Source organism: Urechidicola sp. KH5, from assembly GCF_054661455.1.
On record NZ_BAAFSW010000002.1, the window covers coordinates 803,309 to 826,440 of the forward strand.

Genomic DNA, 23,132 nt, shown 5'->3' on the forward strand with positions numbered 1-23,132 from the left:
TTTAGAATTTAGCTGAAATTGAAAAACTATACGTTCTACTTTGTGGGTAAGCAGACCAATCTAAGTTTGGAGTAGTTGTTCCTCCAACTGATACTTCTGGATCAAATCCAGTATAATCTGTCCAAGTATATAAGTTTTGACCAGACAAAGCTAATCTTAAACTATTAATACCAATTTTGTCTTTTAAAGGTACATTATACCCCAAAGTTACAGTTTTTAATCTTAAATAAGATCCATCTTCAATATATCGTTGATCCATTTTATAACCAGATCTTGGATAAGGAGCTAGATCATTTGAGTAATGTGTTATTACATCAGAATCTGTATTCCAAGGCGTCCATGAATTAGCAACATTTGCTAATCTACTGAAGTTTGAATTATGAGTTGGATAACCCCAAAGAGCCTTATTCGCATTAAATACATCGAAACCATATGACCATTGTAACAATACATTTAAGTCAAAGTTTTTATATCTAAAGTCATTACTAAATCCACCAAAATGTTTTGGATGAGGATTCCCAATAACAACTCTATCTTCTTGATCAATAACTCCATCTCCATTTTGATCAACATATTTATTATGGCCAGGACCTACATTGTTACCGTAAGTAGGAATTCCATCTCTTAAGATATACGGAGAAGTTGGATTAGTTGCAGGATCGTAAATAAAATCTTCAACTTGATATAAACCATCCCATTCTAAACCATACATCATACCAACTGGTTGACCAAGTTCTGAGATATAATAGAACTCATCACCAAAATCAATTTGTGGGTCAGATTTGATAAACTCTTGTCCTTGATTTAAGCTAACGACTTCGTTTCTATTCGTTGATATATTAAAGCTACTATCCCAATTAAAATCATCGTTGTTAATGATTTGACCATTTAATGTTAATTCGAAACCTTCATTTGTAATACTACCTACATTTTGAATAGCTCTTGGAAAACCAGTACTTAAAGACATATCAGCAACTAATAATAAATCATCTGTTTTTTTGTAGTAATAGTCTAATGTTCCTGAGAATTGCGAATCAAACATAGAGAAATCAAGACCAATGTTTGTTTGACCCGTTGTTTCCCATTTTAAGTCAGGTACTGCAAAAACTGATTGTACACCACCTGGCTGGTATTGCTCGCCTGTTCCAAAGGCATATCCATTCCATATACCAATACCAAATTGATTTTGTGCAGCATAGTTACCAATTCTATTATTACCAGTAAGACCCCAGCCAGCTCTTAATTTCAAACTGTTTACAAAGTCTACATTATCCATAAAGTTTTCTTGACCAATTTGCCAAGCAGCAGAGAACGAAGGGAAGTAACCCCATCTATTGCCTGATGCAAATTTTGAGGAACCATCAGCTCTAAATGTAGCAGTTAGCAAATATTTTTGACTTAAAGTTACATTCGCTCTGGCGAAGAAAGACATTAATTTATTTTCTTGCTCATCGGTTAATGCGATAGTTGGTTGTGTAGCAATATCTAAATTAGAAATTCCAAATTCATCAGTTGGTAAATTTTTGTTCCATAATTGAGATGTGAAGAATGTGTTGTGAACATATTCAAAACCTCCTAGCACATTATAACGATTTCTCTTTACTTTTTTATTGAATTGTAATGTATTCGAGGTAGAGAATGTAGATCTTTCGTAAGCATTAATTCTTCCGTTAATTCCATTATCAGAACGAGAACCTTGCTGAGTATCTAAAGAATAGAACAATTCTTCTTGACCCGTTGTTGTATTAAAACCATTAGTAGTTTTAAAAGTAAGATTCTGATTAATTTTATAGGTTAAAGATGTATTTACTCGAATGTTGTGAGCTTTATCTTCACGCTTTGTACCTCTAATATTTCTGATAGGGTCAAATAAATTGGCATAATCTTGATCGTTTACACCCGGAATCAAACCACCTTCTTCTTCACCATCTTGAGGATTCAATGGTTCAACAGGTCTGTATAAAATAATGTTTCTCAATTCTTGGTTTCCTCTTCCATTACGCATTCTAGGACCAAATCTATTTGAATTGGTATAATTCATAGAACCCCAAAGAGATAACTTATCATTCAATTTATGTCTAATTGTAAAGTTAGAATTCCATCTCTTAAAACCAGTAGTGATCAAAACACCATCTTGATCGACATAACCTGCAGAAAAAGAAATATTTGTTTTATCGTTACCACCTCTAATAGAGAAATTACCACGAGTCATTGGAGCTAATTCAAAAGCTTCATTTTGCCAATCTATACCTTCGACATCTCGATACAAATCTGGATCAACCCATTTATTAATAAATGCACTTAGGTAGCTGTTTTCGCCTGATGTAGGATGACCATCTGGCCAAAAGTTAAAACCATCTCTTGCAATAGCCTGTGTTTCTAAATTTTTCACAAATTGATAAGGGCTTAAAACTTTAAGTGTTTTCGTGATTTCTTGCACAGAAGCAGAGAAATTGACAGTAACATCGGTTTTAGAGTTCGTAGTTCCAGAAATAGTTTCAATTACTACTACTCCATTTGCACCTCTAGAACCATAAATAGCAGTTGCAGAAGCATCTTTTAATACTGTGAAAGATTTAATATCTGAAACTGGAATAGTTGCAGGATCAAAATCTTCTAAAGGCAACCCATTAACAACATATAGAGGATCGTTAGAATTGTTGATAGAGTTACCACCCCTTACAACAATTTTTAATGGTTCACCAGGTGTTCCTTCATTTGCTGTAACATTTACACCGGCAATTCTACCTGTTAATGCTTGATCAAAGTTAGAAACAACTGCAGTTTCTAATTCTTCGGTTTTAACTGTACCAACGGCACCTGTTAAATCTTTCTTTGCAACAGACCCATAACCCACAACAACAACTTCATCAAGCTGAGCTACGTCTGGTTTTAAAGAAACATTAATTTCGGTTTGGTCACCAACAGTAATACTCTGTGTAACCATACCAATCATTGAAAATGTTAGGATATCCTCTGAATTTACATTGATTGAGTATTTACCATCAAAGTCTGTAGTGGTACCTTGAGTGGTATTTTTAATTAAGACACTTACACCAGGTATTGGCATATTTGTGTCGTCTGTTACCACACCTGATACGGTAGTTTGTGCAAAACTAATAACGGATGCTAGTAAAAATATATATAATAAAAATGTTTTTTTCATGATAGTATTAGTTTTCTGATGCTACAAAATGAAGATCTGAAATGAATGAATCACCTCGCATATTTGATGGTACTGAACTATAATAGCTTAGGTTTCTAAAGGCAATTGTAAAGTTACCGCTAGTTGCATAATCAGCTAAATCTAATTCGCAACGTACCCATTGATTCATCGCATTATTTGCTGGGTCTGCATCCGGAAGACCAGATAGTGGATATGGTGTTCCAGATAAAATAGTACCACTGTTATTAATTTCACAAGAAACTTGATCATTTACATTTGTCCAAGAAGTAGTTTCAACATCTCCAGTATAATTGTCGGTTACCTGAATTTCAAATCCAATTGGTGTACTCCCATCAGGCATAATATCAAGATGCATCGTAATATTTTGCTTTACCCAGAAAACAACTTTTGTATTAAAACAACCTCCGTATTGTGTGAGATTAACAGGGTCTGTTATCATCCAAATTTCAAAAGGATCAGTCAATGGCCCCCAAAACCTATTGGTTAAAGCTTTATTCCCAGATATACCAGCAGCAGTTCTAGCAGCTACAGCATCAGGAGTAGGAGCTGGATTAACACCTCTCAATAAGTTATTATTAAATACCCAACCAGCAAAAGGATTAACAGGAACATCTCTACTGTATCCATCTCCTCCAGCTGCTAAATTATTATTGATATTTGGTACTAAAGAAGGATAAAAGAAATAGATATCTTCAGATGGGATTACCTCAGGAGTTTGTGATATAATAGCAGTAAAAACCCCATCAAAAGGCACCACTTCTTCGGTAATATTACTAACTACATTAATAGTTGGACTAATACTTTCCGTAGCACCAACTATGTAGCTTGGATTTAAGGATAGCACTCCGGTCGAGGCATCAATAATAAGCTTTTCGTTATCGCTTCCTAATTCAAATCGTATATCTGGATTACCTCCAATCACTTCAGCTGGAGGAGAAGTTTCACTTCCTCCACTAATAAAGTTTGCTTTTGTTGGACAATATGCAATACCTTCTGGTAAACCAGGGCCAATCATTAAGTGCCAAGCATCTTCAAAGATAACATCTCTCGTTACACCATCTACTGAGGCATAAGCTTTTATGCTAAAATAATAGTCGCCGTAGTCAAAAACATCATTTTCAGAAATCATAATTTTTCCAGCATCCGATAAATCATAAGTAGTAACTACCTCACCAGTATCTGGATGTGTTGTTTCTAGTTCTTCAGGATTTTGAATAGTGACAAAATTTAAAAAAGAAGCGTCTAAAATTTGATCACCTTTTCTTATACTTTCAACTGCAAACTGGACTGGATGTCCATTTGAGTTAATAGTTGGTCTGCCACTTTCTATGTGGCTGAACTCTCTTGCGTTTACAATTTCAGGGTATGATAAGTCAGTGGGTATAATACGCACCTCCAAATCACTCCCAAAAGAACTATCATCATCGCATCCTTGTAGCATAAATGCTGCAAAAGCAAATAGCACTGATGATAATTTCAATGCTTGTTTAAAATTCATAATTAAATTAGTTAAATTAATATTCATTAGTTTTAATTCGTAGAAAATTCTACAGGGGTCTATTTAGTTATTGGTTAATAATTATTTTTTAGTTTTTTTATTCTTTTTTCTTTGTTTAATCTTTGCATCTGTATGAAGCAATCCTAAAAAAATAGGGTCCTTTAATTTTGATTCCCATCTATCTAAAACTGATTGTAATCGTTTCACTTCTTCTGGATATTTATTCGCAATATTAAAAGATTCACTAACATCGTCTTTGACATTAAATAGTTCTACTTTGTTCGTTTTACCTTTAACAATTAATTTTAAATCACCATCTCTAACACTGTATAATTGTTGATCGAATTTTCTAATGTAAATATGTTGATGTGGATTACCTGAAATCTCTCCATTGATGTATGGGACGATATTTACGCCGTCTAACGGTTTCTCTTTCGAGATAGCAACTTTTGATAGTTCAGCAATAGTACCAAAAATATCTAAAGAAGATATAGGATACTCATATTTTTTTTGAGGCTCAATCGTACCTTTAAATTGAAGAGCAAAAGGAACCCTAAATCCACCTTCATATATAGAGCCTTTTCCTTCTCTTAATATTCCGTTATTAGACGCATTTTTTGTTTCAGGTCCACCATTATCTGATAAAAAGAAAACCATTGTATTTTCTTCTAAGCCTAATTCAGCAAGTTTGTCTAATATCAATCCTACACCATCATCTACAGCGCTCACCATAGCGGCATAAGACTTTCTTTTTTTATCTTGAATATGATCGAATCGTTCAAGATACTTTTTAGATGCTTGTAATGGAGTGTGTGGAGCATTATATGAAAGGAACAAAAAGAATGGTTCTTTTTGATTGCGTTCTACAAATTCTACAGCAGCATCTGAGAATTCATCTGTTAAGTATTTCTCTGTTTTAACTGGTTCATGATTTTTCATGATCCATGTTCTGTAACTCGCAGTTTCGGCGGGAGCCTTCCATGTTTTATTAGGGTCTTTTTCATCGGGAATTTGAACATAATCACCGGTAAAATAACTATCTTTGATTGTTAAGTTTTCCGGAAAATAAGTGTGACCGCCGCCTAAATGCCCAAAGAAATGATCAAACCCCCTGTTTAAGGGATGATTAGATAAATGAGCACCTAAATGCCATTTACCAATAACCCCTGAGGTATAACCAACTGTATGTAAATATTCTGCTATCGTTTTTTCTTCTTTAGGAAGCCCCATGTTTGGATCATCAGTCCTGTATTGTGGGTTTCGCTCAAATCCAAAGCGCTGTTGATATCGACCTGTAATAAAACCAGCTCTACTAGGTCCGCAAACAGCGTAAGAAGTATACCCATTGGTAAAAGTAACTCCATTACTGGCTATTCTGTCGATATTAGGAGTTGGGATATCTGTACAACCGTTAAAACCTACGTCTTGGTAACCTAGGTCATCAGTCATAATAACAATTACATTTGGCTTTTTAGTTGTTTGTGCTGTTGCGTTGAAGGCTACCACACTGAGTATGGCAAATATAATTTTAATATAATTGTTAATAATATGAGTCATTGGGGTTATCGGGTTGTTATTATTTCGTTAATTTCTTTTTCAAATTTCTGTATCAATTTTTCAAACTTCTTTTCATTTGCAATATTGTACCATTCGTGTGGGTCGTTATTATGATTGTACAATTCTTGCTTACCATTGCCATACCTAATATAGCGGTATTGCTCTGTTCTATATGAAATGTGTTGTTGCTCTAAGGTGGTGTTTTTACCAATATTGCCAACAATGCTCAGTGCACCGCTTGGCCCTTGCCAATTCGCTTTCGAGTTAGTGAAAAATGGTTTTAAACTATACCCCCCAAGAGTACCTCCAGCTTCATTTTTCTTATTACTACCTTCTAAATGGCAAACATCTACCATTGTTGGAAAGATGTCAATTAGTGAAATAGGTTGCGTTACTTTTCCAGAATTATTTTCTGGAGCTTTAATAATCATAGGAATTCGGGTGCTTTCTTCCCAAGGTGAATTTTTAAAGAGATAGTCTTTTTCACCCATTTGCCACCCATGATCAGCTGTGAAAACTACAATAGTGTTATCGTTTAATGTGCTGTTTTCGAGATGATTTATTAATTTTCCAACTTGGTCATCTATAAAGGCAACACAAGCCAAATAGGCTTGTAGAAAGTGCTTTAATGCTAATTCTCGATCACCATTATAGGAAGCGATAAGCTGCTTGTAATATCTAGGACCTTTTTTCTTAGGATTAAAATTTTCTAACCAGTAGGTGTCATCTACATCATCAATCATCCATGGTGCAAGCTCTAAACCTTCAAGAGGAAACATGTCAAAGTATTTGTCGGGCGCATGTAGTGGGGTGTGGGGTCTTACAAAACCAACTCCCATAAAGAAAGGTTCTTTGGAAGATTCTAATTCTGTAAGTTTTGCAATTGCCCACTTGACATGTTTCTCATCTTGTAGTAGGTCTCTATCGTTATCATTGATATAGCGCATTGGTTTTTTATCCCATCCGTAGATCCAACCTTTTTCTCCAGTTTTTTTTCCTTCTGATTTTACGGTAGATAAACGACCAAAAGAACCATCAACGGGTCCAATTTTGTTATACGGTGCAGGAACACTTGGATGCGGTCCTACTTTTTCTCCATCAAAATAAGTAGGTCCGTAATTGTGTTTGATATTCATACCCCATTCTTGCCAATCTTGTACATTATTACCATGATCTAATTTTCCTGTTCCTAGAGTCTTATATCCATTTTCATTGAATAACTGCATCAAAGACTTATTATTTTTTAATACAGGTTGCTTATATCTTGAGGTCCAAGCAAAGTCTTTAGATTGATGTGGGTACACACCCGTAAATAAACTATTTCTAGATGGCTGGCAAACCGGAATGTTAGATTGAGCGTTTACAAATTGAACACCAGATGCTGCTAATTTGTCTATGTTTGGAGTTTTGGCCTGTGGGTGTCCACCGAATATACCTTGGTAATCATTTAAATCATCACAAATAATAAACAATACATTAGGCGTGCTTTTTTGAGCAATAGCAGATATTGTTATTGCATATAATATAGTTAGTACAGTTAATTTCACGCGCATAAATAAGACTGGTATGGAGTGGTAGGTACAAATTTAGAATTATGAAGCGCTTTTAAGGTATCAAAAATTACCCATAAAGACCCAGAAATTACCATCGAAAACGTTAGAGTAAATTAGAAAAAAGAATGACTTACCAATAGTTTTATACCATTAATAAGTCATTTAAATCATTTGTATATAGAAGTTTAGATCTTTATAAATTTGATGTTATTTCCAGATTCGAGCTGTAATACATACATACCAGTAGGTATTTCTTTAATACTTATTGTCCCATTAGTATTTCCTACTTTTAATAATTGACCTTGTATATTAAATATTTTGTAATTTTCGTTATTAATAGATTTATTAAAGGTTATAGTATTCTTAGCAGGATTTGGGTATACGTAGAGATTTGATTCTTCTATAGTCTCGTTTTCGTTATTTAAAACTCCTAAATATTCATGAAAACCAATATCAATGTTGGATAAGGTAGAACCGAAATAGTCTAAAGTACCATTATTGGTTATGGAAATACCTGAATTTATTAAAGGGGACCCTCCATCTACAATCTTGTAATCCTCTGGCGTCGTGCCTCCTGGGTTGGATAAAAAAGGATCTTGAGAAAATATTTCATTTTGAGCATTATTGTATAAGGTTTCTAATGAAATGTTTGGAAAGGTTCCAGAGCCAAACCATAAGTTAGTATCGAAAACATTATTAATTCCTGGAGTCTCAGGAGTCCAGCCTAAATCTTCTTCTTCAAAAAGAATTGTTCCATCAACATAAAACACATTATTTTTAACTGTGTTATCATGTGCTGATTCACCAGATACAATTCTGGCAGTTATATTATTGCCAACATAAATCGTATTGTTGTACACATGGTTTAGAGTTGCTCCAACCCTAGGTTCTCCATCAAATCCTGTAAAATTTGAAAACCATATTGTTTTGCCACTTTGAGTATTTTTTTCGCCATTGGGGCTGTACATTTCTGGATTACTAACTTGTGTAGCACCATCAATATGTTTTACTCTAAAGCCATCGTTTATACTTACGTTATATCTGTAAATACAATTGGTACTTGCTCCCATATATTCAGCAAAACCTCCTGAATTATCGTAACTTAAATTATATTGAATTATAATATTGTGATTATCTATATCAATATGAGCTCCACAAGAATCTGCAGGACCTCTTGCATGAGAAAATTCGTTGTGTTGAATTATACCATCATTACACCTTACAGACCAAAAGCCACTCCCTCGGCCATGTTGTCTTGTGTCTAGAGAGAAGTCTCCTGTATAGGTAAATGTATTTTGCTCAATTAAGAAATCTTCAACATTAAAATATACAATACCAGAGCCTCCTATATGGTGTAAATTATTGTTAATTACTGATACATTTTTATGGTATTGATTAGATGGAGGGTTGGCATCAGGAATCCATTTGTTAATACTTATTCCAACATTGCCCGTATCTGTAATTTCACAGTTAGTTATAGAAATACCATCGAAAAAATTCCAGTTGCCGGAACCATCTGAAGTAAAGTAAATACCATAGCCCTTGTAAGAGTCAGAATTTTCAGAACCAGTGGGGTTAACGGGATAAATTTTATGTATTTTAATATTATTTAAACTGATGTTTTTCTTAATGCCTGAATATTTTACATGCGCATAGAAACCATAACGTTTATCATCAGCACCAATTTCTAGAGCAGCGTTATCTTCGTTTGAATCATTTTTAAGTATTAGATTTTCAAAATTAATATATTCTAATCCTGAAGCATCTATAGCGGCTAAATAATTTCTTCCATTAATCGTAGGCCTGTCCGATCCGCCATATGATCCAATTTTAATTGGATTACCATCAACCCCGCTAGCCGAAGGAATCAATTTTCCAAAGAATTCTTGTCCAGATTTGAATAATATCTCATCTCCAGGTAAAAGCTGTAGATTATTAATTTTGGCAATCGTTTTCCAAGGAGTGCTAGCAGATTTCCCGTCATTAGTATCACTTCCGTAATCTGCGTCGACAAAAATAGATTTTGCTGTTCTATCGTTAATTGTAAATTCATAAGTAGCCGAAATACCTGGAAAATTCGTAAAATTTAATTCTACCGTAGCAGTTCCAGCTGTTAAGGGTTCAATAATTCCATTTTGATCCACAGTAGCCGTTCCAGTGCCATTGGTAATACTCCAAATAGCGGTACCAAGATTAGTGGGTGCAGGCATTTTTTCATAGGTGATTTCAATAGGAATTCCTACTTCTATATTGTCAAATGTTTCTGAACTAAACCTAACTTGTGCTGGAGAAACACCAACTTCAACAACTTCAAAATTGTCCACATATTGAGTGCCAAAAGCAGCATTATTTTTCCAAATACTTATACGTGATTTTTGCGTTAAGTTTCCTGTCGAAAAATTATAAGCATGGTTTGTATAGTTTGTAGTTGTATTTATAGTTGTCGGACCTATGAAATGAGTGTTTGCATGTTTTGTAATTAATCTAACGGATTCTCCAGTATTTTCAGATTTGATTGAAAATCTAACTTGATAATCTGTATTTGATTTCAAGTGTATTTCTTGTTGTAAACTTCCTGTAACACCACTATTGATTGTTCCAGACCAGTTACCTTGGTCAACTTCTGACGGAGTGTCTGTAATTCCATTATTCCATGTATTCCAGCCACTTAAATTACCGTGTTCAAAATCTCCATTCAATAAATTATTATACTTTTTTGCTATTGAGAAATTATCAACTAAAACATTTCCTCCAGCATGCTCTCTAAAGACTTCAAATTTTACGTTTGTATTTCCTGCAGTAACTGTGATATCTAATTCTATTGGAGTCCAAGTATTTTGGTCAGGTGCGGTAATAATTTCTTCTTTATAAACATGGGCTCCAGAGGTAATACGAATTTTATGTGTGCGGTTAGAAGCGGTTGCCTCATTAATTATCTTTGTAGCTACTTTAAAGGTGTAAGTTTCTCCAATATTTAGAGTGTGATTTCTATAAAAATCTACATTTGCATTGTTACTACTTTGTGCATATTTATTACTGTCTAAAAATCCGTTCCCATCGTCTTTAATAGCTTGCCAAGCAGCGTTGTCGCTATAATATTTTGGAGTCGTATGGTTTAAAAGATTTCTTCCATTGGCAAAACCTTCAAAGTCATCGTTCCATAGATCTTCAAATCCAATTTCATAGGGTATAGATTGTGAAGTGATACCTAAAAACAAAGGATCCATTAATTCTATGTTCCATGCTTCTCTAAGTTCTTCTAATTCGGCTACTATTTCAGGATTGGCACCAGCTATATTGGTAGTTTCAGATATATCTGTATCAAGATTGTACAGAGAAGTATTATTATTACTAAAATTTCGAATCAGTTTAAAGTCACCTTTTCGTACCGCAAATTTTTGTTGATCAAATTTTCTCATGTATAAAATTTCATGAGGTTCTTCGGTATTTTCACCATTTAAGTATGGAATGATATTTACACCATCTAAGGGCCTGTCTTGGTCTACAGAAGTATTTGAAACACCTACAGCCGTTGCGAATATATCTAATGCAGAAACAGGTATGTCATAAACATCAGGTGCAACGGTACCTTTCCATTGCATTGCAAATGGTACTCTGTAGCCTCCTTCATAAACATCGGACTTTCCACCTCTTAAAATTCCATTATCTGAGTGGTTTTTAGTTTCTGGTCCTCCGTTGTCTGATAGAAAGAAAACAATGGTATCATCATCAAGATTTAATTCTTCAAGCTTATCTAAAACTGCGCCAACACCATCGTCCACAGCACTTACCATAGCCATATATGTTTTTCTGGAACTGTCAGGTAAATGATCAAACCTATCCAAATATTCTTGCGAAGCTTGTAGTGGGCTATGAGGAGCATTGTAAGAAAGAAACAAGAAAAAAGGATCTGATTGATTATTTTGGATGAACTGTACAGCCTCATTAGAAAATTCATCTGTTAAATATTCGTCTGTTTCTTCTGGGGTATGATTTCTTAAAATCCAAGAAAAATAGCTATCTTCTTCGTTATTGATGGAGTAGCTATCTTCAATGGTCAAATCTTCAGGAAAATATCTATGTCCACCTCCTAAATGTCCATAGAAAAAATCGAAACCTCTATTTAAAGGATGATTACTCATGTGAGCACCTAGATGCCATTTACCTACAATTCCGGAAGTGTAACCATTTGTATTTAAAACTGTAGCAAGTGTTTTTTCGGTTTGAGGTAAGCCCATATTTGGGTCGTTTACTTGGTATTGAGGATTTCTTTCAAAACCAAATCTCTGTTGATATCTACCTGTCATTAAACCTGCTCTACTAGGTCCACAGACCACATAACTCGTATATCCGTTAGTAAATTTTACACCATTATTGGCAATTCTATCTATGTTGGGAGTTGGTAAATCTGTAGATCCATTAAAACCTACATCGGCATAGCCAAGGTCATCAGCTAATATGATAATAATATTGGGTTTATCTTGACTGTAGCCAAAATAAAATGTGCTAAGTGCTATTATAAATAATGTGAAAACTTTTTTCATTGTTAATATTTTAATAGAGGTTTAACGAAATTAAAAGAGTATTTATACTTTTGAGGGAATACTTCATTTTAAATTTATAAGATTACTTTAAAATAAATTGTTTGATATGTAAAATAAAATTAAAACGCATCAAAGAATTATACATAATAGACTATTTTTTATACGAATAATTAATTTTGTTTTATGATTCTAATGGTATTTTGATTATTCACTTTTAAAAAGTAAATCCCGTTTTGAAGATGCGAAATATCTATGATAGATTTGTCTGAATCTTGATAAACTACTTGTCCAATCGTGTTGAATATTCGAATTACGTTAGAGGTTGTTTCTGGGCTAATATTAAGTATGCCATTAGTAGGGTTAGGATAAACCGTATTGTTTTCAATAGAAAAATTATTATTGCTTAAAACTTGGGATAATGTATTGTTGTAAAGGTGCACAGCTCCATATTGTGCACTAAACATTTTGCCATTTGTACCCCCGGTTACACTAATTTTCAGAAATTCAGGATTGCCTTGAATTTCATTTTCTGGAACAATAGCGTATTGCATCAAGTTTCCAATGGTTTTAATTTTTACTAGTTTTATTGGAATTTCTGTATAATCTACTTCGGCATCAAGATTTTCTGAAATATACGCTTGTATAACTCCTGTCTCTGTGTTAATCTGTCCAGGAGTTCTTGACGCATTGGTCCAAAATTCCATTCGAAAATAAGTAAGGCCACTTACATCGTATATCAAATTTAATGGAGAAGGTGTAGCATCTGGGTTGTCTGCTACAGGATTTACATTTGATCGAACCAATCGGTTGGTGTCATCTCCATAATCTTCTGGTGAAGAGTTAGAAAAATAGTAAGATCCGGTGGCACTATAAAAGTTTGAATTATTAGCTAAGGGATCAGAAAAATCAGGTAATAGTGGATCATTTGTTCTTAAATCTGAATCTGAAAAGTTGAATAAACTCGGATCTGCTGTTATAACTAAATCATCTATAAAACTATAGTCTGGTGAGTTGCTACCGTCATCAAATAATCTCACTTTGCCAATTAAAGCTTTCCAAGCAGCATCTCCTCCAGTAACAACAATTTTTAATTTTGAAAGGCCGCTTATGGTGCTTGAAGGTGAGAAAAAATAACGTTTTCTATACCCTGTCGTTTCGCTATCTTCAACAGTACTTAAAGTAATTTCACTGTAATTAACATCATCTGTTGTACCGTAGGCTTTAATTGTTCCTACCTCAGTGAGTGTTTTATTTTTAATACCCCAAAAATCGACTGTAAACGTGTGTACATTTGTTGCATCATAAATTATTTCTCCATCACTTAAATTGGGTCTCTGCATTTGCTCTTGATCGTATGTATCGAAATCTTCATTGCTAAGTTGAACAAAATTTAGGTTGCTGTAGGTTTCCATATTACTGTCGTCTGCAAGATGATCTGTCATGATCTCTAATGGTTCACCTGGAGGAGTACTTATCGCTATAAGAGCATTAGACATTGCTGATCTAATCGGCTCATAATCTGATTCTCCTGCTAAATTTTTCCATTCGTAAGGATCTTGTGTATGGTCATATAATTCTTCGTCACCAAGAGGGTATCTTGTATATCTATATTTTTTTGAACGAATCGTCAAGTTTTGACCTGAAGTATCATTGGCTCCCCAATTATAGATTACTGATAAAGCAACATCAGAACCGCTCCAAGTATTTGTGTTTGGATTGATCAGAAAAGGTTTTAAGCTACTACCATCGAGTTCTGCTCCATTTCCATTCCTCTTAGTATTGCCAGTTAAATTACAAAGGTCTTTTAATGTAGGGAACACGTCTACTAAACTAATAGGGTGGTCAACAGTTTCTCCTGCGCTTGCTGTATAATCTGGATGACGAATTATAAAGGGCACTCTAGTTGATTCCTCCCAGGGTGAATGTTTGCGCAAATATTGTTTTTCTCCTACATGATAACCATGGTCGCTAAATAGCATAACAATGGTATTGTCTGCATAATCACTATTATCAAGAGTTTCTATAAGTTCTCCCACCATATCATCTGCGAAAGCTACACAAGCTAAATACGCTTGCACCTTCTTTCTTAGTGCCAATTGTCTATCTGTATAAGAATGATCTAAGGTTTCAAACAATTCATATCCTGTTGTTCCATTTGGGTGATTTGTGTCATCTCTATCGTTTCTTCGCATGACAGGAATTTGAACAGTTTCGATAGGGAACATATCAAAATATTTATCGGGAACAACAAAAGGAGAATGAGGTCGCACAATACCTATGGCCATAAAAAATGGATTCGTACTGTTTGCAGCATCTAAAGTTTGGATATGATTTTGAATCCAAGCAACATTGTCTTCATCTGGCATTAAATCTCTATTATTGTCAGAGATATAAGTGAAAGGGAGGTCATTTGATTTCCAGCCATTATATCCTGGGTTCGTTCCATCAGGTAAAACGTTTGGAATATCCGAAAGTTTTGCGGTGGTACCATCTAATGGTCCTGTTAATTCTGCATAGGCTAGTATGGCATTTGGATGGATTACATTCTCGTTACCATTATTTGCAAAAGGACCATAATTTAGAGAGTTCGCATATACAACATCCCACTGAATATTCTCATCTCTTGTGGTGTGAGTAATTTTTCCTGCCTTGTAACTTGTATACCCATTTTCTGAAAAATATTCTGATAATGTTTTAGAATTATTTAAAATTGTATTGGTATACCAATGCGTATTGTTATTACCGAAAAAGCCAGATGTTGTCGGTAATATTCCTCTCATAAAGCTTGCTCTAGAAGGTTTGCATAAAGGTGCGTTCGAGTGCGCATTGGTAAATAAAACTCCTTCTGCTGCTAGAGCATCCATATTTGGAGTCGATGCTTGTGGGTGCCCATTTAAGACTTGTAAATAGTCATTGAGATCATCTAATACAATCATTAAAACATTGGGATCTTGTGCTGATGCCCTTAAAGATATTGAAAGTGTAAAGATGATGGTAAATAGTGTATTTAGATTTTTCATGATGATGATTCTTTTTTACCAATTATCTGTTTTGAAAGAGGAAGCAGGAAGACCTTCTGTATTATAAAGCTTTGTCCCAGCGGGGTTAGTAGCCCAGGCATATCTTACTGCAATAGGATTTGAAATATCTGGATGCCATACAATTACCTTATTACCATCAATTTTAGTTTTGGCCCAGACAAACTTTTGGTCTACCCCGGCAATAGCAAAATTTTGATGAGCACTGTTGCCTTTAAAGATCATATTGCTTCCAAGGGTATCAAAAGAAATTATAGCCTCCTTTCCTTTGATATTTAGTGATTTGAACATTGGACCTTGATAAACTAAATCAATATCGCCATATACTTTGCTGAAGGCATTTAGAGCTAATCGATTTCCCACATCTTTCTTGTTTAGAGGATGTATATCGTTTGCATCACCAATATCTATAGTTACAGCCATACCGGTATTTGGCAGACTAAGTGCTGATCTTTGTGCTTCTCGAACTTCTGCCCAACCGCTGTTGCTTGGTATTTCAATGGCTTTCTGCCAGTTAGCCAATTGAACAAATAGAAATGGAAAATCACCTTGATCAAAATTTGTACGCCAATCAGTTATCATCGTTGGGAATAATGTTTTGTATTCTTTTGGAGCTTTCGCATTGCCTTCGCCTTGATACCAAATAGCACCTTTAATTTTGTATGAAGTTAATGGCGCTATCATTGCATTGTACAAGCCCGATGGCTTCCAAGTTAATTGAACTGGACGAGGTAAAGCCTCAAGTTGAGCACTTAGTTTATATTTCCATTCATTATTTAATGGAATTTTATCTTCATCTATTTGTAAAATCATTGGATACCCTTTTAAGAAGCCTCCTGTAAATCGGTAATTGACATTTCTAATGGCAATGAGGTTTTCTCCATTCTTCAGGAATTCACTCGGAATTTTATACTCTCGAACTGCAAATTGATTTGATGTAGCTCCAATAAAGTGTTCGTTAACAAATACAGAGTCTGCATCAGAAATTCTACCAAGTTTTAAAAAGATATTTGCTTTAGAATCTAGATTTTTTAGGTTAATTTTTTTACGATACCAAATAATGCCTTGTGTGTTTGCAAGATTGGATTTTCCGAATTTTCTGGGCGCTATCAATGTGTGCCAATCTGATTCATCTATTGTTGCAGAAGCCCAATGTTGTTCTTTTAAACCTTGATCTAATTGAACTGATTTAGTAACCCATTCTGATTGCAATATTTTATTCTTTTGGGCTATTTGATCGATGTATTCTTGGTTTTTTAACTCTTGTAATTCATTGTAATAATGCGGAAACTTCTTGATTGATTCTTCACTTGTCCACGCCTGTGCTGGAGTGCCTCCAATACTAGAATTAATTAAACCAATAGGGATTTTTAATTTTTCATTTAATTCTCGAGCAAAAAAGTAGGCAACTGCAGAGAAGTTACCAACAGTTTTTGGATTTGCTTCTATCCAAGCACCATTAGAAATAGTATCTTGCTCAGATTGGAAATTAAATTTGTGTGGAACAAAAAATTGTCGAATTTCCGAGTTTCTTGAAGATGCAACTTCTTCCTTATATTTTTTTGCTACTTTTTTCATTTCAAAGGCCATGTTTGATTGACCTGAGCACAACCAAACATCACCAAATAATATATTTGAAATGGTAATTTTATTACTCGCCTCTAATCGCATCGTATATGGTCCGCCGGCAACTTGAGCAGGTATATCAATAGACCATTCTCCTCGGTCGTTTGCTGTTGTTTGATAAGTACTATTTAAAAAATGAATTGAAACTCTTTCATTGTTTGCGGCCCAACCCCAAATTTTAGTTTGAGTATCCCGTTGCAAAACCATTCCGTTGCTTACTAATTTTGGAAGTTTAATCTGTGCTTTAATACAAACTTTAGTAAAGCAAAGCATTAAAAATAAAACAGTTAGTCTAAGTTTCATTTCGGGGGGAGTTAATTAATGTTAAAAATACATTTATCTCTCGCTAAAGTAGTGTTATTAATTAACTTAGACTTGTCAGAAATTAACAAAAATATTAAAACCGAATGCTATATTCACCACTTTTTAAGGTGATTGTTTTATCAGTGTTAATTGCTGCTTTTTTATTATTTATTACAATATTTTGAGTATTAAAGCTTATAGTGTCTAGTACTATTTTCATCCCTTCAGGTATAATTAAATGAAGTTTTTCTTTTTGATTTAAATTCCAACTTATACATACGTTTCCTCGAGGAGTCGGAATAACCCCTTTAATGTTTTTAAGAGAAGTATTTGGTTTTTTTAGATTCATAATTGTCATTCCAGGAGCAGTTGGTTTTATTCCGAAAATAAACTCAGTAATCAGAGCAGGAGGAAATACACTTTCTGTTTGAGCATCACTTCGCGTTCTACCTCCCACAAATTTTCCTGATCTACCCGTGCCATCAAGCCACCATTCTTCCCATAACGTTTGATTTGTAGTTGGGTCTAACATATGCCTAAAACGGTTATAAAGCTTATTTAAAGATGCATCTTCGTAACCGTAATTTGCAATTCCTTTATGCAAGAAATAAGACATTGCCGGTGTAACCATTGTAATACCATTTTCTCTTTTAATAAAGTTGTGTTTATCTTCAGTAAGAAGTTGTTCAATAATGCGATTTGCTTGATCTTGAGTAGCAATGTTTTCTCCAAGAGTCATGGCATTGGCATGCTCGCTAAATTGGGTTGATAATTTTCCATTAATGTATGCGTCTGCAAACAATCCTTTTTCTTCGCTCCATAAATATCTTTGCATAGATGCGCTTAACTTTTCTGCTCTTTGTCCATATACTTCAGAACTTTCTTGTTGTAACCAATTGAGCAGTTGATGAAAGTCTTTTAAAGCTCCAAGATAGTGTCCGTTTAGATTGGTGTTGGCTCCATTTCTATCATTTAATGTATGATCAAGCCAATAGGCATATGGAGGATTGTCTATCATGCCTAAATGATTTGTGAAACTGTGGAGTAATTCCATAAGCTCTTTTGCTCTAGGTAACAAATGGCGAAGTGTGATTTCATCGCCTGAGTACAGGTAGTAATTGTAAAGAGATCTAATCCAAAGGCAATTAGAATCTAAAATTACCATAAAATCTTTAGTTGCTAAAGGAGCGTATGCAGGCATCAAGCCATTTGGTTCTTGTTCCTGAGAAGTCTGCATTAAATAACGGCGTTGCAATGCATGGTCACCAAAAGTAAAGTAGTTTCCTAGTGCCGCATAATATCCTGTTTGAGCATACTGCCTTCTTTCTCTATAATTATCTGTATATGCGTCGGTAGTTGCTACAGCTATAGTTTTGGCTGAGGCGTACCATAATTCTTCTAACCATGTTGCCTCTGGGATATTGATAGTTCCTTTTAATTCAAATGGATAGGAGATGTTGTGAATTCCAACATTTTTTAATTGAATATCGGAAGCTCCCTCTATTAATACTGCTAAATATCTTGCAGGTTTAAAGTACATAGACTGCCATGAATCTAAATCGCCAGATAAACATATTTGATCGTGGAATTTAGAGGCTATAATGTGCTGAGTGAATGTATTATGTACAATATATGGAGCGCTTAAAATATGTACCTTAGTATTTTTAGTCCCTTTTAATTCTAATTTTGGCATTCCGTTTACAACAGTGCCAAAATCATAGAGTATAAAGGTATTATTGCTAGTTGATTTGATTGTTTGTGGGAGTTTAACATCTTTAGGGCTGTCTAATTTAATTTGGATGCCTTTTTTAGATAGTATATCTTTCAATTGTTCGTCTGAAAGTTGCAGGTTCTTTACAATCTTGGGTGCTCCAACAAATTTTTCTTTCAAATAAGGAATGTCTCTTGGTACTAAAGAAACCCATGGATTTATAAAGGTTGTTGGAGGATCTGATTTTTTAGGTATAGGCCAACCGTCAGTTCTTTTTAAAGCCTCCGGAGAATGCCAATTGCTGTCATCAAAATTGATTGATTTCCAATTACCTAAAGCTTTTGTTAAGTCAACATGGTCATTCACCTGCATTTGAAATCTGCTGATCAAATCTTCTTTGGCGTTCCAAGTTGGGTCTGCCAAAACTTTCCAACTTGTATCCGTTTTTAATTCTAAGTTTTCACTGTTTAACTGAGCTAACAATCCAGCGCGTCCAGCCTGATGATACGATTGTTTTTCTTTTTGAAAATGTACCTTAATAGCTATGGTATTTTCTCCTTTTTTAAGCATAGAGCTAATATCGAGGATGTCGTATGATTGATGATGAGGTGCGCTTCTTGCAGGCCCTTGATTGATGTAGGTGTTGTTGATGGTTAGTTCGTATTTTGAACTTGCCGTAATTCGAAGAGTTGTTTGTTTAGGTTCTTCTGTTAATTTGAATTTTTTTCTAGCTAACATTACTGTAGCATTATCTTTGTTTGGGAGCCAAATCCAATGTGCACTCCACTTAAAATTTTTGGCTTCTGTTTCTCCTGGTAATTTCCAAACTCCTTTTACATTGTTAGGTAAATTAGAGATTTGCGCATTGGTATTGTAAAAAAAACTGATTACTACCGAGGTAACAATCAGTTTAAAAGGTGTTTTAAGTATTTTAGAATATAGCGCTTTATTTTTTAGATGCATAATTGATATAGTTATAAAGTAGCTTTTCCGCTACTGGATCTTTGTCTAGAAATTCAATAATACGCATGGTAGAAAGAAGCATCGTGCCTTTGCCAAATTCGGTTTCTAATACATCGGCTGCCCACCAAACCTCTCCTGGACCGTTGTAGTGACGTACCATAATTTCGTTGTTCGGAAAATGATCGTACCCTATTAATCCAGCTAAATAATCTCCTTTAATTTTAGACATTGCAACAGTCGGGTGTACATTTTCATAAACACCATGCATTATCATTTCGGTTGGTAAACCGTCAAAAACAGGGTGATTAGATACCACATGAGATTTAGCAGCCCATCCGCCTCTTGTTGCCCATTTTTGCTGCATTTCTGCACCTAATGGTAATACATCTGCTTCAATTTCTTTTAGCTCTCTTTCAAAACCAGGAACTGTTTTGCCTAATACCTCAAAGAAGATTACATAACCACCATCGCGAGCAAAAGTTCTAACTTTTTCTATAGCCTCTTTATATGTTTTGTCTTTCTTTTTTGCTTTTCCGACTAAAACAACAACGTCTTTATTCAGGTTTTCTGAAAATGGTTCAAACGCTATGCTTTTTGAAGTTAAAAAGTTAGAAAGTGTATTGTCAAAATCCAACACTGCAATAGACGCATTAGGTTTTGCTAGTTGACTTTCTGAGAATACATCAAACTCTTGATTGTTAGTTGTAATTAATTTGCCTTGAGTATTTTTAATTTCTACTTGTACTGTATAGGTTCCTTTGAAATTTTTAGTGTTAAGCTTATTCTTGTACAATTCTGATATACCTCTAACAAATTTTTCTTTAAAATTTTCTTCAAATACAACCGTACCAACTTCTGAAGTAATTTTAATCGACACATTCACTTTTTCTTCAGGTAATTCGCTAACTCCATGAATTTCTATATCTGCACCTTTTTCGGCATATACATTTCTAGGTAGAATTCTAATCGGTGCAATTTGAGGTTGGTTAGCTTCTTTGGTCATATCGTACACCAATGTTTTTGGATTTCTCCATAAATCTAGAAGTCCAGCACCAATTACCCAGTCTCCACCAACCAAGGCATGAACGCAATATCCTTTGACAATCTCATTAAGTCGAGTTGCTTCTAACATGCGTTTGTTGGCAATACCATGCATTTTTTGTTGTTCTAGGTAAAAGTCTGTGATGTTCGGATAAATTTTATCGTATCCTACTTTTTTAAGGGCTTTTTTGTAATCTTCATTTAAAGATTTGTGATACACTGTTGGTGCCACAATTGGATTCCCTTTTTCTTCAAACTCTTTAATATTGCTTTCTAAGTCTGGTGTGCTACCATAACCGATTTCAGAAATATAAGTCATCATTCCTGGCACAACATTTTTGCCATAAGATTTTACTCCATTAAGACCTAAATTTTCTTTATCTTCTTTTGTTCTAGCAGTGGCTAAATATCCATTAAATTCTTCTTCGTCTACTTGAGAACCACTATAATGATGTATGTCGTTAAATTTCTTTGGTGTACGTTCAAAAGGAAGGTAGATATTAGCTCCTTCTCCCCAGCCTCCAGATTCATCTAAAATCATTCTAGTTGGGTCTAATTCTCTTGCCAATACAGACATAGAGTTAAGCATTTGAGCAAGAATTGGACGATTGATTTCATTGAACAATTCCCATTGTACGATACAGGTTCTATTTCTATTGGCAGAGATGGTTTTGCGCAATTCGTTTTCAACAACAAAAGGCAATCGCGGAGTTGAGATTGGGCGATGCATACATTCTACCACAAGACTTCCAACAGTTAACACACCCATTTCGTCGCAAAGGTCTAACCACATTTGTGGTGCAGGTTTACGCCAAGGGCGAATCATGTTAAATCCAGCGTCTTTGGCTAATTGAATTTCTTTGATAGCCATTTCTTTACTGTCTGGATACGCTAAACCTAAGGGGTATAATCCTTCAAAGAATGTGGCTTTTAAATATAAAGGCTCACCATTTAAATAAAACTCATCATTTACCACTGTAAATTCACGCATCCCGAATTTATGAGACCATTGGTCTGATACTTCGTTCTTTTTTCGTACTTCAACCGTTGCCTTATATAGGTATGGATTTTTTGGAGACCAGTATTGAGCGTCTGGAATTTTTAAGTCAATATGTAATTGGTTTTTTCCTGGTTGTGCTTTTATTTGTTTTGTTTCAGAAATTACTTCTTTACCGTCTTTATCTGCAATAAGAATGTATACTTCAGTATCCTGAATTTCGATTTCAGTATTTTCTATATCAAGATTAAAAGTTGCTGAATTGGTGTCTAACTTTGGTTCAATAAAAACATCGTTTAAAGCTACAGTACCCGTTGCTTCAATAGAAACAGATTGCCATATACCGCCTGTAATAGCCCCACGCCACATCGGAACCTCTTGACGACCTAAACCGTCAATATATTTATCAGTTAGAATAATTGGACTGATAACACGAACAACCATTGTGTTTTCTTCCCCAGGTTTGATTAATTTATCAACACGAAAACTAAATGGTGTGTAACCACCTTCATGAAATCCTACAACTTGATCATTTATCCAAACTTCAGATTTGTAGTTTACAGCTTCAAAATTTAAATTGATAATCTTGTCGCCCCAAGATTTGGGAACGTTAAACTTCTTTCTGTAAATTCCAACGCCTTCATAGTCTTTTTCAAATGACTCCCAGCAACTTGGAACACTAATTTCGTGATGATCTTGTTGTTCAAAATTTTCATCTAAATACCATTTCTTGCTAATGCCTTCATTTAAATCATCAAAAATAATATCCCAGGTTCCATCTAAAGAAACTTGATTGTTTTCAGCGTTCTGTGAATAGCTTTTAGGAGTAAAACTAAGGCTTAATAAACAAATAGATATGAATAAAAGAAAAGCGTTTTTATGTGCTGCCATGCTAGTTGTAAGTTATATTTCGAGCAAAGATTACAATTAATGAATGAATTACTTTGCCAATTTCTATCTACTGCGGTTCAAAAATTATCTTCGCATTTTATGGTTAATTTTTGAAGGATGCAAGGTAATTATAAACTTGTTGCAAAATTAGGTTCCCATTAATTTTACCGAGAGTCCATATTGGATTTGGTAGGGTTGTTTTGTTTGTTGCTATCCTACTTTA

9 protein-coding genes are annotated in these 23,132 nt (G+C 34.5%); all 9 read right to left on the reverse strand.

Annotated elements, in window-relative coordinates:
- Nucleotide 1: 1 nt before the first annotated feature.
- The 9 genes from ACYQ5R_RS08100 to ACYQ5R_RS08140 all read right to left on the reverse strand — a co-directional run bounded on the left by ACYQ5R_RS08100 (nucleotide 2) and on the right by ACYQ5R_RS08140 (nucleotide 22,909).
- On the reverse strand, nucleotides 2-3,166 hold the full coding sequence (locus ACYQ5R_RS08100) for a SusC/RagA family TonB-linked outer membrane protein (RefSeq protein WP_460190417.1): 3,165 nt from the start codon (nucleotides 3,164-3,166) through the stop codon (nucleotides 2-4).
- A 7-nt stretch (nucleotides 3,167-3,173) separates the two neighbouring features.
- On the reverse strand, nucleotides 3,174-4,685 hold the full coding sequence (locus tag ACYQ5R_RS08105; protein WP_460190418.1) for a hypothetical protein: 1,512 nt from the start codon (nucleotides 4,683-4,685) through the stop codon (nucleotides 3,174-3,176).
- An 81-nt stretch (nucleotides 4,686-4,766) separates the two neighbouring features.
- Entirely contained in the window at nucleotides 4,767-6,242 is a 1,476-nt protein-coding gene (locus tag ACYQ5R_RS08110; protein WP_460190419.1) for a sulfatase-like hydrolase/transferase, read from the reverse strand.
- 5 nt (nucleotides 6,243-6,247) lie between these two features.
- The gene (locus ACYQ5R_RS08115) at nucleotides 6,248-7,795 is read right to left on the reverse strand and encodes a sulfatase (RefSeq protein ID WP_460190420.1); all 1,548 of its coding nucleotides are present in this window, start codon (nucleotides 7,793-7,795) and stop codon (nucleotides 6,248-6,250) included.
- A 185-nt stretch (nucleotides 7,796-7,980) separates the two neighbouring features.
- The gene (locus tag ACYQ5R_RS08120; protein WP_460190421.1) at nucleotides 7,981-12,339 is read right to left on the reverse strand and encodes a sulfatase-like hydrolase/transferase; all 4,359 of its coding nucleotides are present in this window, start codon (nucleotides 12,337-12,339) and stop codon (nucleotides 7,981-7,983) included.
- Nucleotides 12,340-12,509: 170 nt separating this feature from the next.
- A complete protein-coding gene (locus ACYQ5R_RS08125; RefSeq protein WP_460190422.1) occupies nucleotides 12,510-15,359 on the reverse strand; it encodes a sulfatase-like hydrolase/transferase in 2,850 nt (949 codons plus the stop codon).
- A 15-nt stretch (nucleotides 15,360-15,374) separates the two neighbouring features.
- Nucleotides 15,375-17,306 (reverse strand): sialate O-acetylesterase, encoded by a 1,932-nt coding sequence (locus ACYQ5R_RS08130; RefSeq protein WP_460190423.1) that lies wholly within the window; start codon nucleotides 17,304-17,306, stop codon nucleotides 15,375-15,377.
- A gap of 94 nt (nucleotides 17,307-17,400) precedes the next feature.
- A complete protein-coding gene (locus ACYQ5R_RS08135) occupies nucleotides 17,401-19,980 on the reverse strand; it encodes an alpha-L-rhamnosidase-related protein (RefSeq protein WP_460190424.1) in 2,580 nt (859 codons plus the stop codon).
- On the reverse strand, nucleotides 19,964-22,909 hold the full coding sequence (locus tag ACYQ5R_RS08140) for a glycoside hydrolase family 2 protein (protein WP_460190425.1): 2,946 nt from the start codon (nucleotides 22,907-22,909) through the stop codon (nucleotides 19,964-19,966). The genes ACYQ5R_RS08135 and ACYQ5R_RS08140 overlap by 17 nt, the downstream gene beginning before the upstream one ends.
- Between the last annotated feature and the right edge of the window lie 223 nt (nucleotides 22,910-23,132).

Excerpts from the sequence above, each read along its gene's own strand:
- ACYQ5R_RS08100 (WP_460190417.1), bottom strand. The coding sequence starts at position 3,166 with ATGAAAAAAACATTTTTATTATATATATTTTTACTAGCATCCGTTATT.
- ACYQ5R_RS08105 (WP_460190418.1), bottom strand. The coding sequence starts at position 4,685 with ATGAATTTTAAACAAGCATTGAAATTATCATCAGTGCTATTTGCTTTT.
- ACYQ5R_RS08110 (WP_460190419.1), bottom strand. The coding sequence starts at position 6,242 with ATGACTCATATTATTAACAATTATATTAAAATTATATTTGCCATACTC.
- ACYQ5R_RS08115 (WP_460190420.1), bottom strand. The coding sequence starts at position 7,795 with ATGCGCGTGAAATTAACTGTACTAACTATATTATATGCAATAACAATA.
- ACYQ5R_RS08120 (WP_460190421.1), bottom strand. The coding sequence starts at position 12,339 with ATGAAAAAAGTTTTCACATTATTTATAATAGCACTTAGCACATTTTAT.
- ACYQ5R_RS08125 (WP_460190422.1), bottom strand. The coding sequence starts at position 15,359 with ATGAAAAATCTAAATACACTATTTACCATCATCTTTACACTTTCAATA.
- ACYQ5R_RS08130 (WP_460190423.1), bottom strand. The coding sequence starts at position 17,306 with ATGAAACTTAGACTAACTGTTTTATTTTTAATGCTTTGCTTTACTAAA.
- ACYQ5R_RS08135 (WP_460190424.1), bottom strand. The coding sequence starts at position 19,980 with ATGCATCTAAAAAATAAAGCGCTATATTCTAAAATACTTAAAACACCT.
- ACYQ5R_RS08140 (WP_460190425.1), bottom strand. The coding sequence starts at position 22,909 with ATGGCAGCACATAAAAACGCTTTTCTTTTATTCATATCTATTTGTTTA.